This window comes from Rheinheimera sp. (genome assembly GCF_036782235.1).
In the GTDB taxonomy this organism is placed as follows: domain Bacteria; phylum Pseudomonadota; class Gammaproteobacteria; order Enterobacterales; family Alteromonadaceae; genus Pararheinheimera.
On record NZ_DAIPZL010000008.1, the window covers coordinates 1 to 14338 of the forward strand.

Annotated in this window: 12 protein-coding genes; 5 read left to right on the plus strand and 7 right to left on the minus strand. The window is 50.7% G+C overall.

All coding sequences use genetic code 11. From position 1 onward, the window contains the following. Positions 1 to 155 precede the first annotated feature (155 nt). Both V7P87_RS10270 and V7P87_RS10275 read right to left on the minus strand, forming a co-directional pair. On the minus strand, positions 156 to 3062 hold the full coding sequence (locus tag V7P87_RS10270) for a ligand-binding sensor domain-containing diguanylate cyclase (RefSeq protein WP_333797351.1): 2907 nt from the start codon (positions 3060 to 3062) through the stop codon (positions 156 to 158). A 214-nt stretch (positions 3063 to 3276) separates the two neighbouring features. Next, positions 3277 to 4164 carry a LysR family transcriptional regulator gene (locus V7P87_RS10275; protein WP_333797352.1) on the minus strand — a complete coding sequence of 296 codons (888 nt, stop codon included), beginning with the start codon at positions 4162 to 4164 and terminating at the stop codon, positions 3277 to 3279. A 103-nt stretch (positions 4165 to 4267) separates the two neighbouring features. Between V7P87_RS10275 and V7P87_RS10280 the strand changes: the two genes are divergently transcribed. Then, positions 4268 to 4747 carry a PACE efflux transporter gene (locus V7P87_RS10280; protein WP_333797353.1) on the plus strand — a complete coding sequence of 160 codons (480 nt, stop codon included), beginning with the start codon at positions 4268 to 4270 and terminating at the stop codon, positions 4745 to 4747. A gap of 47 nt (positions 4748 to 4794) precedes the next feature. Here the strand turns inward: V7P87_RS10280 and V7P87_RS10285 are convergent, their stop codons facing one another. Further along, positions 4795 to 6306, minus strand: a complete 1512-nt coding sequence (locus V7P87_RS10285) for an NAD-dependent succinate-semialdehyde dehydrogenase (RefSeq protein WP_333797354.1) — start codon at positions 6304 to 6306, stop codon at positions 4795 to 4797. Between the two features lie 215 nt (positions 6307 to 6521). On the opposite strand from V7P87_RS10285, the gene V7P87_RS10290 reads away from it, so the two are divergent. Then, positions 6522 to 8138 carry a methyl-accepting chemotaxis protein gene (locus V7P87_RS10290; RefSeq protein WP_333797355.1) on the plus strand — a complete coding sequence of 539 codons (1617 nt, stop codon included), beginning with the start codon at positions 6522 to 6524 and terminating at the stop codon, positions 8136 to 8138. A gap of 82 nt (positions 8139 to 8220) precedes the next feature. Here V7P87_RS10290 and grpE read toward each other — a convergent pair whose 3' ends face one another. Together grpE and hrcA are read right to left on the minus strand one after the other, a co-directional pair. Continuing rightward, positions 8221 to 8790 (minus strand): nucleotide exchange factor GrpE, encoded by a 570-nt coding sequence (grpE, locus tag V7P87_RS10295; protein WP_260658053.1) that lies wholly within the window; start codon positions 8788 to 8790, stop codon positions 8221 to 8223. 42 nt (positions 8791 to 8832) lie between these two features. Further along, positions 8833 to 9849, minus strand: coding sequence for a heat-inducible transcriptional repressor HrcA (gene hrcA / locus V7P87_RS10300; protein ID WP_333797356.1), 1017 nt, complete (start codon positions 9847 to 9849; stop codon positions 8833 to 8835). 153 nt (positions 9850 to 10002) lie between these two features. Here hrcA and nadK point away from each other — a divergent pair, with 153 nt between their 5' ends. The 3 genes from nadK to V7P87_RS10315 all read left to right on the plus strand — a co-directional run bounded on the left by nadK (position 10003) and on the right by V7P87_RS10315 (position 13262). After that, positions 10003 to 10884: an NAD(+) kinase gene (gene nadK, locus V7P87_RS10305; RefSeq protein WP_296299764.1), complete on the plus strand. Its 882-nt coding sequence runs from the start codon at positions 10003 to 10005 to the stop codon at positions 10882 to 10884. Positions 10885 to 11025: 141 nt separating this feature from the next. Further along, on the plus strand, positions 11026 to 12693 hold the full coding sequence (recN, locus tag V7P87_RS10310; RefSeq protein ID WP_333797357.1) for a DNA repair protein RecN: 1668 nt from the start codon (positions 11026 to 11028) through the stop codon (positions 12691 to 12693). Positions 12694 to 12788: 95 nt separating this feature from the next. Beyond that, positions 12789 to 13262, plus strand: coding sequence for an outer membrane protein assembly factor BamE (locus V7P87_RS10315; protein WP_333797358.1), 474 nt, complete (start codon positions 12789 to 12791; stop codon positions 13260 to 13262). Between the two features lie 233 nt (positions 13263 to 13495). Here V7P87_RS10315 and V7P87_RS10320 read toward each other — a convergent pair whose 3' ends face one another. Beyond that, positions 13496 to 13840 carry an RnfH family protein gene (locus V7P87_RS10320; RefSeq protein ID WP_333797359.1) on the minus strand — a complete coding sequence of 115 codons (345 nt, stop codon included), beginning with the start codon at positions 13838 to 13840 and terminating at the stop codon, positions 13496 to 13498. Then, positions 13833 to 14276, minus strand: coding sequence for a type II toxin-antitoxin system RatA family toxin (locus tag V7P87_RS10325; RefSeq protein ID WP_333797360.1), 444 nt, complete (start codon positions 14274 to 14276; stop codon positions 13833 to 13835). Before V7P87_RS10325 ends, V7P87_RS10320 begins: the two co-directional genes overlap by 8 nt. Positions 14277 to 14338 lie beyond the last annotated feature (62 nt).

Here is a 14338-nt window from a genome sequence, read left to right on the forward strand (position 1 = left end):
GCATAGCCCCAGAGCCGATCACCACCTCCATAGGAGGTGGTTTTAAATTGACAATCAAAAAAGGAGCTTCATAGCTCCTTTTTTCTTTTTGGTTGACGCATCCTGATTGAACAGTCCTCATTTACGGCACAGCGCAACATCACCTTGTGCTCGTATTAACCACACACCTGATCCCGGCCCTGGGCTTTGGCCTGATATAACAGGGTATCTGCTCTGGAAATCAGCTTATCATAATGCAACAGGCCGGTATTGACCGCCACACCAAAACTGGCTGTGACTGTTAAACCTGGCGCCAGATCCTGCCATTCGAGCTGTGCTATACCATGGCGCAACCTTTCACAAACTTCGCGGCCTTGTTCCAGACTGGTTTGAGGCAATAACAAAGCAAATTCTTCGCCGCCCCAGCGCGCCGAAATATCGATGTCACGGCACTGGGCTTTAATCAGACCCGCCAGACGTCTTAGCACGGTGTCACCGGTCAGGTGGGAATAGGTGTCGTTAATACGTTTAAAATAATCAATATCAATCAGCACCAGACAAAGTGGCTGCTGTAAACGAGCCGCTTTGGCAAATTCAGCCGCCAGTTGTTCATCAAAAGCCCTTCTGTTGGCAAGACCTGTTAAGCCATCCTCCCTGGCCTGCAAAGCAAATGCTTCGGCTTGCTGCCGTAATTGTTCTGCCAGCGCCGATTTTTCCGTCACCACCTGGCGAAGTTCAGTCGCCTGCTGCTGCAAAGCAGCGGTTTTTTCGCTGACTTGCTGACGCAGCCGCATTTCGTTATGACGCACACTGAGCATACGGGCGCGATACAGCAGTACCAGCAGCAACACAAACGCTAGACTGACACTGACAATAAAATCCGTGCGCTGCCACAACCTTGGCTCAATGACAAAATCAAATTGTGCCGGCTCTACCGACCAGTCTCCATCCGGATAAGCGGCGCTGACCAGAAATCGATAAGCGCCTGGCGCCAGATTGGTATATTCCGCCACCTGCTGCGGACCACGCTCAACCCAGTGCTGATCAAAACCCAATAGCTGAGTGCGATATTGAATACGGGTGGGCATTACGTAACTTAAACCGGCAAATTGCAGTGCAATACGGCGGGTGCCGGGCGGAAAAGTTGCCGCAGAAGTTGTATACAGCTGACCATCGGCACTGATTTTCTGCACCACCACGGGCGGAGTTTTTACCGCAAAATCGGCCAGTCTTGACGGCTCTACCATGGCCACCCCCTGCGACGTAGCGAACCATAAAGCACCACTGCTAAGCGCAGCAGCAGCCGGCATAGAACCGCCATTACACTGGGCACTTTGCATGCCATCACTTTCGCCATACAGCTCGTAATTCACCAGTTTTGGCAGGGCGCCACTGGTAACAGCCACAGCGTCTTGTTGCCTGATGCGTAGCACTCCTCTGTTGCTGCTCAGCCAGAAGTACTGATCCTGCTCGGGCACTATGGCAAAAATTTTATCAAATGGCAGGCCTTGTGCCAGACCAAGTTGTTGTATCACTTGTTTAGCCGCATCAAAACGCAATAAGCCCCTGTCAGTTGCCAGCCAGACATCGGCAGAGCTTTTTGCCTGATAAAAACTAAACACATAATGTACATCTTCAAATTGCTGCAATTGCAATGGCTGGATCTTGCCGTTTGCAAACACAGCACCACCACTACCGGTGCCAATCCAGATGCGGCCATCAGGCGACTGATGCAGTGCCGTAATAAACTCACCGGGCAAACCGTCAGGCACATGATAATGCTGCATATCACCATCTTTGAGCCGCGTTAAACCGCCTGAACTGCCGATCCAGACGGTGCCATCGGCAAGCGGCAACAAAGCCCGGATTTCGTTGGAAACAAGGCCATCCGCTCTGTCATAGTGTGCAATCAGCTCAGTGCCACGGTAACGCAACACCCCTTCGGCGTAGCTGCCCACCCAGACATCACCATCTGGCCCCTGCGCCAGACTCAGTGCTGACACCGGATTTGCATCAAGGCCCTGTACAGAATCGATCTGTTGCCCCACCACTCTGTTCAGGCCATTGCTGGTACCCACCCAAACCGAACCATCCTGATGCTGCAATAAAGTGCGCACATAGTTGTCAGCTAAACCTTTGCTGGTGGTGAGATTAGTAAAAGGTGTATCACGCAGCCTTAACACCCCACCATTGGTGCCAATCCAGATGCTGAGCTCTTTGTCTTGCCACAGCGCCAGCACCCTGTTATTGGGCAAACCTTCACTGACGGTCAGTTGTTCCAGGCCTAAATCGGATAAGCGCATTACACCGCGGTTGATGGTGCCGATCCAAAGATGTTGTTGCTGATCCAGCATCAGGGTCGCCACAGCAATACCGGCCAGTTGTGGATGCAACGGCACAAATCCGCTGCCGTCTTTTTTAAACACACCTTGCTCAGTACCAATCAGTAGCTGGCCGGCTCCGGTTTGTGCCAGCGCAAACACAGAAGTCAGTGGCACACCGGCTTCAGTGGCCACCAGTGTGAACACAGGGCTTGGTGCTTTTGGATCAAACCAATACAACCCTTGCTGAGTTGCCAGCCAAATCAAACCGTCTTTGTCTTGTAGCACACGGTAAATTACAGAGGGGCGCAGGCCGTCTTTGACGGTAAATTGTGTTTTTGTGCCATCGTGCGACAGCCGGAATAAACCGCCGCCTTCGGTTGCCATCCATAAATCGCCCTGATGGTCTCGCAGTAAGTCGTTGATCAGCGTGCCTATTGCAGGTAAATGTTGCCATTGGCTATCTTTGAGCAGTGCCATGCCACCGCGGGAGCCACCCAATAATAAATCGCCGTTGGCAGCCAGATGAAAGGCCCGGATCCCCAGATCCGGCAGACCGGTTTCAGCGGTACGGCCAAATAAACTGAAATTACGGCCATCATAACGGGCTGCCCCTTCCCAGGTGGCAAACCATAAATAACCGTCTTTGCTTTGGGTAATGGCGTTAATGGTATTGTGGGGTAAACCATCGCGGGTGGTCAGGCTTTCACGGAAATAGTCACTGAGTGGCGTGGTGCGGGCCCAAACCTGAAAACTGCTCATCATCATAAGCAGAACTAAGCTAACTACACTGCGCCAAAATAACATCTGCTTGCATCTGCACTTATCAACAACAAGGAAAGTTACGATAACGCAAAGCGGGGGCAAAGCGCAAAATAATAGCCTTTGTTGGTTTATTTTTGTGACCAAACCGTCAGGTAACAACTGCCCTGTGCTTTGACTTGTCGCCAAATAAAGCTAACAGCGACTGAGGCTGTCAGCCTTTGCCGACCTGATGCAATGACAACAACCTTTGTCTGAGCCATAAACCGGCTGGCCCCAGTTTTTTCGTTTGATGTTGCCAGAGTTCCAGCTGCACAGGTAACAACGAAGGTTCATCTTTGAGCTGCAGTTGAGTTACCTTGTGCTCTGCCAGCGCAGGTTGCAACACAGACAGTGGTAACCAGGCCCAGCCCAGATTCTGTTCAAGCAGCGCCAGCACCGCCATATCCCCTTCCAGCCACCAGACCTGGCTGCAAATCCGGCCGCGTTGGCGCTCCAGACTTTCACCCCGCCCTGTTACCATCAGTTGCCGGTATTGTTGTAAATCCGCCACTGTGACTTGCGCAAGCTGCGCCAGCGGATGCTCAACCGACACTGCAGCAGCAAATGTCAGCTGCTGCAGTGGCCAGCGTAAAAATTGGCTGCCCGCCTGCTGTGGCTGAAAACAAATGCCCAAATCTGCGTTGCCGCTGTCGAGCAGTCGGGTTAAATCTTCCAGGAGCGGAAATAATATTTGCAGCTCAAGCGCCGGAAACCGCTGCGCCAGCTCAGCCAGTACAGGCGCCAGCCAGGGCAGCTGGCCTTCGTCATCGACGGCAAGACACAACCGGCTTTCAACAGCGCCGGACAAATCTGCCGCAAGCTCACTCAGCTGCTGCATTTGCCGGCGTACCAGCTGGGCCTGCGCCACAATACGGGCACCGGCCTTGGTTAGCACAGGGTAACGGCCGCTGCGGTCAAACAGCTGCAGATTTAAATCAATTTCCAATTCACTGATGGCATGACTGACTGCCGACTGCGCTTTATTCAGCTTGCGCGCCGCCGCCGAAAAAGACCCGGCCGCCACCACCGCCAACAAAATATCCAGCTGCTGCATATTCATCTATCTGATTTCCAGATGGGTTCTAACTTAGTTATCTACAGAATGACAGATAGAATAAGCCGCAGCAACACTGAGTCCATCACATAGCAACAGGAGCAAAACGATGAGCCAAAGAGCAGCAGCCACAAGAACAACGGCAGCATCGGCAGCTTCAGGCCGCAGCCGCAAAGACAGGCTCAGGATGGCGCTGGGTTTTGAAGGCATAGGCTTGCTGTTGTTGGTTCCGCTCAGCAGCCTGTTGTTTGACAAATCTGCAGTGACCCTGGGTGTGCTGGCGGTGTTAATGTCGCTCTTAGCAACCTGGTGGAATTATCAGTTTAATCTGTGGTTTGACCGCTATTATTTAGCGCCCAAAGGCCGGAGTTATAAAACTGCGCCGGAGCGCCTTGGTCATGCACTGCTATTTGAACTGGGTTTACTGGCGGTGTTTTTGCCGCTGACCGCCTGGTATCTGGCGATCAGCTTATGGCAGGCGCTGCTGCTGGATTTAGGTTTTATGCTGTTTTATCTGCTGTACGGTTATTTGTATCACTGGGCTTATGATCTGCTTTTTCCTATCCCCGAGCAGCCGGCGAACAGCTAACAGCGGGGTGGCAGCGGCTTCACCTTCATGCTCAAAGCCGTATGCCACTAAGTCGGTTTTTTTGCTAAGCCGCCCCAGCACAGATGTTTAATTTCCAGATATTCATCAATGCCATAACGCGAACCTTCACGACCCAGCCCCGACTCTTTGACGCCACCAAAAGGGATCACTTCAGTGGAAATGGCGGTTTCGTTGATGCCCACCATGCCTACCTCCAGCGCTTCACCAAGCCGCCATAACCTGCTCAGATCCTGACTGTAGACATAAGCCGCCAGCCCGGCGGCACTCTGATTGGCAAGGTGAATTGCCTGCTGCTCGGTATCAAAGGGCATCACAGCAGCCACAGGACCAAAAACTTCTTGTTGCATCAGCTGCATCTGCGGCGTCACTTCTGTAAGCAGTGTGGGCTGATAAAAGTGTGGCCCAAGTTCGGACTGCTGCCCACCACAGTGTAATCTGGCGCCTTGTGTAACAGCGTCCTGCACCAGAGCCCGTACTTTGTGCACTGCAGCGGCATTGATTAAAGGCCCAATCTGCACACCAGGGGTGAGTGCATCCCCCAGCTTCAGCTGCTGAATTTCAGCGAATAACAATGCATTAAAGCGCTCGTACACGCAGCGTTCAACATAAATACGGTTAATACAAACACAGGTTTGGCCGGCATTTCGAAACTTTGCCGCCATCACACCGGCCACAGCCTGGCTTAAATCTGCATCGGCAAACACCAAAACCGGGGCATTGCCGCCAAGCTCCAGTGATAACCGTTTTACCGTATCGGCGCACTGGCGCATCAGTAATTTACCCACCGAAGTTGAGCCGGTAAAAGTCAGTTTGCGAACCATCGGACTTTGGCACAACACCTGCGCCACTGCAGCGGCGTTCTTGGTCGGCAACATCTGTAACACACCGGGTGGAAAACCGGCGCGCTGTGCAAGTTCCCCGAGCGCCAGCGCTGTCAGAGGTGTCAGCTCTGACGGTTTTAAAATCACAGTACAACCGGCGGCCAACGCCGGTGCTAATTTGCGGGTGACCATAGCGGCCGGAAAATTCCAGGGGGTAATAGCAGCTACGACGCCAACCGGCTGTTTGATGGTGAGCAGCCGCCTGCCCTGTGCAGTCGTTGGGATCAGATCGCCATATAACCTTTTGGCTTCTTCAGCAAACCACTCAATAAAACTGGCGGCATACCTTATTTCGGCGTTGGCCTCAGCCAGCGGTTTGCCTTGTTCAGTTGCTAAAATCAGCGCTAAGTCGTGCTGATGCTGCAAGACCAGCTGATACCAGTTTTTTAATAACAAAGCACGCTCAGAGGCCAGTTGTTGCTGCCATAAAGACTGTGCCTGCACCGCATGCACTATGGCCTGCTCAGCATCAGCAGCACTGGCATTATTCACCCAGGCGACATCTTTTAAATTGGCCGGATTGGTCACCACAAAATGATGAACACTAGTATTCACTTCAGCAGAGGCGTTACCGCTCAGGCCAATGTCAGGTTTTTGCAGCCAGACACCATTGAGTAATAAACCGGTTTTTATTAAAGAAGGATCCGCAAGTTGCATCCGAAACATCATCCAAAAACATACCCAGGGCCAGAGTATAACCTCAACTGCGGTCGCTGACGCCAGTTGCCTTCACCAGCGCCCTGTTTAGCCAGGCCGATAAAAAACCGGCAGCAAGAGCTTCTGCACTTGTCGCAAATTTAAGCTTTGAATTGGAGAAATTTTCAATACAGGCCAATACTTGCGACAAGAAAAACCAAAACAGGGAGACGCAGATGAACCTGCACAGTATCAGAGTAAAAAGCACAGTACCTATGGTGCTGCTCGCTTTCACCTTAGTGGTTGTGGTGGCGATGTTCAGCTATTTATCCGCCATGCAAAAAAGTGCGCTGGACGCCCAGGCCAATAATTTTCTAAAAGCCATTTCTTTAGTACTGAACGCCGACCGCGATTTATATCAGGCCAAACTTGCCACCACTTATGCGCTGAATAAAACCGGTGATATTGCCGCGCAGCAGCAGGACGCCCGCGACAACGCCGCTCAGGTCAAACAACGTTTTGCCGATTATTTAAAACATCTGTCGCAGTATCCGGACATCAGGGGCGAATTTTCCGGTTTTGACAGCCAGTTTAACCAGTGGCAACAAGCCAGCGAACAGCTGCTGAGCGCCGCCGCCAATGGCGCCGATACCTCGGTTTTACTCAGTGATGAAGAGCAAAAATTTGCTTCATTGCGTGATGTGCTGGATAAAGCCGGTGAAGCTGCACTCAATAAATCCATCAGCGAACAACAAGTGTTAAGCAGTGCTATCAGCCGTTTTCAAACCCTGGCTTATGGCATTTCAGCGCTGATTTTACTGATAGCCGGCTGGTTCAGTTATCAGATCCCGCGCCAGCTCACCTCACAAATTAACTTTTTAACCCGTCGTATTCACGAAATTGCCTCTGGCGAAGGTGATTTAACAGCCCGGCTCAATGTACAAAGCAAAGACGAGTTTGCCGAGCTCGCCCACGAATTTAACGCTTTTGTTGCCAACCTGTGCCAGCTGATCGCATCTGTTTTAAAACAGGCCGGCCAATTGAGTGAACTAACCGAACATTTGTCGGCTTCCGCATCCAGCACCAAAGACATTACCAATTCATTAAACACCGCGTCCGACACTATTGTCAGCGCGGTGCATGAAATGACCATCGCCAATAAAGAGATGGCCAATGTGGCCACCAATTCAGCGCAGGAAGCCGAAGCCGCCAGCCGCAATGCCGAGCAAGGTTTAACTGTGGTGAATAACGTCAACGACAGTATGCAGGCGCTTTCCACTGACGTAGACACTGCGCTTGAAAGCTCAGCTGAACTGCAAAACAGCTCGGCCAATATAGCCTCAGTGCTGGATGTGATCCGCGCTATTGCCGAACAAACCAATTTGCTGGCGCTGAACGCAGCGATAGAAGCAGCCCGTGCCGGTGAACAAGGCCGTGGTTTTGCGGTGGTGGCCGATGAAGTACGCACCCTGGCGTCGCGTACCCAACAAAGCACCAATCATATCCAGGAGATGATCCAAAAACTGCAGAGCAGGGTGAATGAAGCCTCAGGCGCTATTCAAAGCAGCAAAGCAAATGCTGACCGCACCCTGGCATTTTTTGCCAAAGCCGATGAAGTCTTCCATCAACTGCAACAATCATCACGTCGTGTCAACGATATGGCGACCCAAACGGCAGCTGCAACCGAAGAGCAAAGTCTGGTGTCGGAAGAAATTACCAAAAACCTGTATGCACTGAACGATCAGGCGGTGGCAGCAGGTGGTATTGCCCAAAAGAACGAACAGTTGTCGATGCAAATCAGGCAGTTATCGGACACCCTTTTTGGTCTGGTCGGCCGTTTTAAAGTGAACTAAACACCACAACAGCAAGAGTGCCAAAACAACAATGCCAGCATAAGCTGGCATTGTTGTTTGCTGTGCTCTGTGAAAAAAACGGTTAATCCGGCTTTTTCGACACACCCACCATGGCTGGACGTAATAAACGGCCGTTCAGTTCATAACCTTTTTGCATCACAAACATCACGGTATTAGGTTCCAGCTCAGCGCTTGGCTGAATCGACATCGCCTGATGGAACTCAGGGTTAAATGGCTGACCCTGTGGATCAATCTGCTGCACACCATATTTACCCACAGTGTCGAGCAAACCTTTTAATGTCAGCTCAACACCTTCAGCCAGCGCTTTGACCGCTTCATTGGCCGGGTCAATAAAACCTAAAGAACGCTCAAGGTTGTCCAGTACGGGTAATAAATCACCGGCAAATTTTTCCAGCGCAAATTTATGGGCTTTTTCCACATCCATGGCCGCACGGCGTTTGGTGTTTTCCGCATCAGCTTTGACCCGTAACGCCAAATCCTGTTGATCGGCGGCGTGGGCACGGGCGGCCGCTAATTCTGCTTCCAGCTTGGCAATCACTGCCTGCTCACCCGATAATTCCACTGTATCAGTGGCTTGGGTGGTTGCGTTTTCAGCCTGTGGCTCGTTATGTACCTTTTCTTGCTCGCTCATCTGTTCTTCACTCCAAACTTGGTGCGGCTATTATGGGGATTGTCACGCCCGATTCAAGTGCTTTGATAATTGTTGGCCACAGGCTTCCACCAGCGGGATCAGCCTGGCGTAGTTCATGCGTCTTGGGCCTAATAAAGCTAAAAATCGTTGTGGATCAGCCTGATACCTGACAGTAATCACACTGACATTATAAAGTTGTGCTATGCCCGACTCTTTACCCAAAATAAGTTTGGTATTGTTGTCTGTGGCCAGTGGTTGTAATAACTGCATCAGACAAGAAGGCTGCTCCAGCAATTGCACCACCTGTTGCAACGCCGGATCTTTAAGCGATTCAGCAGCTTGCAGTAAATGATGCTGACCAAATACCAGCGGCTGGTTTTGTTGCAGCTCATCCAGACTTAATTGCGCCATCACATCTTTTAATAATGCCGTAATGGTTTCATCTTCAGTGTTCAGCATCAGGCTCAGTCTGGAAATACCATCCAGCCACTGCTGATTACAAAGGGCGGCATTGAGCAAACACAGACTGCGGCTTAGCGTGTTGGCATGAATCCCCTGCGGCTGCCATAACACCCGGTGCAAAATGTCGCCCTCTTCGTCAATCACCACCAACAGCAGCCTGTCGGGGGCCAGCCGTACTAAATCAACCTGCCGGATCACACGGCCCGCCGCTTTAGGCGCACTAAAAATGCTGACCAAACCTGTCAGGTTGGCCAATAACTGACCGGCTTTTTGACATAACAGCGACACCGGCAACTGCGGCACCAGATGTTGCTGAATATCGTTGAGCCAGCGTGAGGGTAAAGGCTCCAGCTGCAGCATTTTATCGATAAAAAGCCGGATCCCCTGGGTGGTTGGAATGCGACCCGCTGAAGTGTGTGGTGAGCGGATCAGCCCCAGCTGTTCCAGCTGCACCATGCTGTTGCGCACTGTGGCTGAACTCACCTGCAAAGCGGCGTTTTCTGCGATCAACTTCGACGATACCGGCGAACCATCCGCCAGATACTGCTCTACGATGAGTTTTAAAATAAGCTCTGAACGACTCAGCCCTGCCGTCATACTGCCACCTGTGAATGAATACCTGCTTATAGTGGGGACTTACCACAAAAAAACAACCATCAGCACAAAACTAACACAACCGGCAGCCGGACTCTGGTACAGCGCCACCACACTTTGTATACTCAAGCCAAATCTTCGCTGGATCAATAAGCTATGAGCCATGCTTTTCGCACTATCGGCCTGATTGGTAAACCTAATCATCAGGGCGCCAATCATACCCTGGTCAGTTTGTACCATTTTCTCAAACAATATCAACTGCAGGTTTATGTCGAAGAAAAAGTGGCGGCTTCGTTAGGCTTAGCTGAAGTACAGGCAATGGATCTGGTCGACCTCGGCAAAAACTGTGATTTGGCCATAGTGGTGGGTGGTGACGGCAATATGCTGGGCGCTGCGCGGGTGCTGGCGCGTTTTGGCGTGGCAGTGCTTGGGGTGAACCGCGGCAATTTAGGCTTTTTAACCGACTTATCGCCGGAAAGTTTTCAGGTACCGCTGGCCGAAGTGCTGGCCGGTAATTATGTGAACGAACACCGCAATCTGCTGGAAATTGAAGTGCATCGCCACGACAGCATTAAAAGCAGTAACAGCGCCGTTAATGAAGCTGTGCTTCATGCCGACAAAGTGGCGCATATGATTGAATTTGAAGCCTATATTAACGGCGAATTTGTGTTTAGCCAGCGCTCGGATGGTCTGATTGTCAGCACACCAACAGGCTCAACCGCTTATTCACTGTCCGGTGGCGGCCCAATTTTAACGCCCGAACTGGACGCCATGAGTTTAGTGCCGATGTTCCCTCATACCTTAAGCAGCAGACCCCTGGTGGTGTCCGGCACCAGCGAAATCCGTCTTAAGGTTGCACCAAGTAACGACGCACATTTACAAATCAGCTGCGACAGCCATGTGATTCTGGCTGTGATGCCTGGTGATGAAATTGTGATCCGTAAACACCCCAAACCGCTGAAACTGGTGCATCCGCCAGGCTACAGTTATTTTAACGTATTGCGCAATAAGCTGGGCTGGGGTTCTAAACTCTATTAAATCAGGCTGTTACCAACAAGGGGCCTGCCCTGCACGCCCCTTCAGATAAAAATTTTTCCGCTTTGGCTTGTCAGCTTTAAAATTACTGTATAAATTCACAGTTATTCATTTTGTCTTTGACTGAACACTACAGGCCGCATCATGCTTACCCATCTTCATATCAGCAACTTTGCCATTGTCCGTGCGCTGGAAATTGAATGGCAACCCGGTATGACCACCATCACAGGTGAAACCGGTGCCGGTAAATCAATTTCACTGGACGCCCTGGCGCTGTGCCTGGGTGAGCGTGCCGATGGTTTTGTCGTACGCCCTGGTGCCGATAAAGCTGATTTAGTCGCCACTTTTGATATCAGCAAGCTGCCTGCAGCACAACAATGGCTGGCCCAGCAAGATTTAGCCATGGGTCAGGAATGTATAGTGCGCCGTGTGGTAGGCAACGAAGGCCGCTCCCGTGGTTATATCAATGGTGTGCAGGTGCCGGCGCAACAATTAAAAAGTCTGGGCCAGCTGTTACTGAGTATTCACGGCCAGCATGCCCATCAGTTATTGCTGAAATCTGAGCATCAGCGCCAGCTGCTGGATGCGTTTGCTGACCACCCAAGCTTATTAACCACAGTCAAACAACACTGGAAAGACTGGCAGCAGCTGAAGCAGGAATATCAGCAGCTGCTCACCTCACAGCAGCAGCGGGAAGCTCAGCGCCAGCTGCTGGAATATCAGGTGGCAGAGCTTGACCAGTTTGCCCCGCAACAAGACGAATTTGCCGAGCTTGAAACTGAACATCAGCGTTTAAGCCACAGCGCCGGTTTAATTGCTGCCAGTCAGCAAGGGCTGGAGCTTTTGACAGAATGTGAAGAAGGCAATGCATTAAGTTTATTAAAACAAGTAAGTTACCTGCTGGGGGACGCCAGCCAAATCGACCACAAACTTTGTGGCATAGAACAAATGCTGCAGGAAGCTTTGGTGCAGGTGGAAGAAGCCAGCCGCGAGCTGCGCCGTTACGGTGAAAAAGTAGAAGTAGACCCGGAGCGTTTAAACGACATTGATGAGCGGTTAAGCCAATGGCTCACGTTAAGCCGCAAACATCAGATCCCAAATGACCAGCTATTTTTGCACCATCAGCATCTGGCACAGCAACTGCAACAACTGGCCGGTGATGACGACAGACTGGCAGAGCTGGAATTGGCTATAGCACAGGCGGCGCGCAATTATAGTGAAGCGGCCGACAAGCTCAGCCAGGAGCGGCAACAGGCTGCATTGGAACTTAGCCATAAAATTGAACGCAGCATGGCTGAACTGAGTATGCATAACGCCCGTTTTGAAATTATGCTGCAGCAGCTGCCACTGGATAAAGCAAACGCCCTGGGCTGCGATCATATTGAGTTTATGGTCAGCACCAACCCGGGCCAGCCATTACAGCCGATGCACAAAGTGGCGTCAGGCGGTGAATTATCGCGGATCAGCCTGGCTGTGCAGGTGATCCTGGCCGATAAAGTCACCACCCCCACCTTAATTTTTGATGAAGTGGATGTTGGTATCAGTGGCCCTGTGGCTGCAGGTGTTGGCCGGTTATTGCGCCAGCTGGGTGCTTCTACTCAGGTGATTTGTGTCACGCACTTACCTCAGGTAGCCAGCCAGGGGCACCAGCAAATGTTTGTTGAAAAATATACCGACGGTGTGCATACCGAAACGCGGATGCGTACTTTGCAGGATGACGAGCGGGTGCAGGAAATTGCCCGTTTATTGGCCGGTGAAAATGTCAGTGCCAGTGCAATTGCCAATGCCCGCGAACTTTTATGTACGCCCTGAGTCAGATGAAAACTTTTAAACCCAAAATCATTGATGATTCGGCTAGGCGGCAACTGAATAAATCCCCGGGAGCATAGCTATTCGATGTGACCGGGGTGAATGAAGGCGGACAACAACGCCGAATCTTCAAGGATGAAGGGTTTAATCTCCCCCCATGCTTGCGGTATGATGCAAGCCTTACTAAAAAAATGAAGAGTGTTATGGCAGCTGTATTCTCAAAATCAATCAGCAAATGGCTGGTTGCCGCCTGTTGTGCCCTGTCAATGTCGGCCTGCAGCAATTGGATTTACCGGATTGATGTACCCCAGGGTAACTTTCTGGAACAAAAAGACATTGATAAATTACGTATCGCAATGACCAAAGAGCAGGTGCAGTTTGTACTTGGTAACCCTGTGGCTGAAAACAGCTTTGATGACAACATCTGGCATTATTTTTATTCACTGAAAAGCGGTACTGGTGATCGTGATTTTAAAAAGCAGCTGATATTAAATTTTGAAGAGAATAAGTTGGTCAAAATGACCGGCGATTTTGAAGTGCCAAAAGATTTTAATACCCCGCTGGATCAATAGCAAAAAGGCTACTGATGGCACACTGTGTTTGCTGAGTTTGAACACTTAAACAGCAAACAAAGCCTGAGCTTTAGCCGGGTAAAATCACAAATATCACGCTGTATAAACAAAAAGGACATCTGAACCGGATGTCCTTTTTGTTTATCTGGGTTTGATAGCTGTTTGATGATCCAAAGCGAATATTGAGAGCGACTGAGTCACAGCAAAAGCCTATTTTGCCGGCCCTTTAAAAATCAATCGTCCTGATGATGTTGCTGCGGCCGGCCACCTGTGGTTTTATCAGCCCTGCCTTCTTCTTTGGCTTTTTCGGCGCGGCGTCTGCGCATATCTTTTGGATCGGCAATAAGCGGGCGGTAAATTTCAATCCGATCACCGGCACCTACCCGCTCATCCAGTTTAACGGTACGGCTCCAGATCCCGACTTTGTTTTTATTCAAATCAATCTCAGGATGCGTTTTTAAAATACCGCTGTATTCAATTACTTGTTGCACAGTGCTGTCCACAGCCACAGTCAAACTTAACAAACTTTGCCGCTGTGGCAAGGCATAGGCCACTTCAACTGCAATCTGTTCAGTCATGTTGTTCTCCATACACCTGTTTGGCACGCTGAGTAAAAGCCTGCACCATCGCCATCGTTAGTTCATTAAAAATTTTGCCAAAAGCAAATTCCACCAACTTACTGGAAAACTCAAACTCCAGTGCCAGCACCACTTTGCAGGCCTCGTCACTTAACGGAATAAACTGCCAGCCACCCCGCAAAAACTTAAAAGGCCCGTCTACCAACTGCATATCCAGCCTGCTATAAGGCACCAGCGTATTGCGGGTGGTAAAACTTTTACTGATGCCGGCTTTAGACACCTGCAAACTGGCGGTTTGAATATTTCCATCAAAGGAAAGCACCTGGGCGGCACTACAGCCGGGCAAAAACTGCGGGTACGACGGCACATCGGTCACCAGCTCAAACATCTGCTGGCAGCTATAAAAAACCAATGCGCTGCGTTCAATTTGTGGCATACTCACTCCCCTGAATCAGGTCGGCGATTGTAGCAGAATCTGCACCTGTAACAAGTTTCAAC

Coding starts and splice junctions, on each gene's coding strand:
- V7P87_RS10285 (WP_333797354.1), bottom strand. CDS start 6,306: ATGCAACTTGCGGATCCTTCTTTAATAAAAACCGGTTTATTACTCAAT.
- V7P87_RS10280 (WP_333797353.1), top strand. CDS start 4,268: ATGAGCCAAAGAGCAGCAGCCACAAGAACAACGGCAGCATCGGCAGCT.
- recN (WP_333797357.1), top strand. CDS start 11,026: ATGCTTACCCATCTTCATATCAGCAACTTTGCCATTGTCCGTGCGCTG.
- V7P87_RS10270 (WP_333797351.1), bottom strand. CDS start 3,062: ATGAGCAGTTTTCAGGTTTGGGCCCGCACCACGCCACTCAGTGACTAT.
- grpE (WP_260658053.1), bottom strand. CDS start 8,790: ATGAGCGAGCAAGAAAAGGTACATAACGAGCCACAGGCTGAAAACGCA.
- V7P87_RS10290 (WP_333797355.1), top strand. CDS start 6,522: ATGAACCTGCACAGTATCAGAGTAAAAAGCACAGTACCTATGGTGCTG.
- V7P87_RS10275 (WP_333797352.1), bottom strand. CDS start 4,164: ATGAATATGCAGCAGCTGGATATTTTGTTGGCGGTGGTGGCGGCCGGG.
- V7P87_RS10320 (WP_333797359.1), bottom strand. CDS start 13,840: ATGACTGAACAGATTGCAGTTGAAGTGGCCTATGCCTTGCCACAGCGG.
- hrcA (WP_333797356.1), bottom strand. CDS start 9,849: ATGACGGCAGGGCTGAGTCGTTCAGAGCTTATTTTAAAACTCATCGTA.
- V7P87_RS10325 (WP_333797360.1), bottom strand. CDS start 14,276: ATGCCACAAATTGAACGCAGCGCATTGGTTTTTTATAGCTGCCAGCAG.
- nadK (WP_296299764.1), top strand. CDS start 10,003: ATGAGCCATGCTTTTCGCACTATCGGCCTGATTGGTAAACCTAATCAT.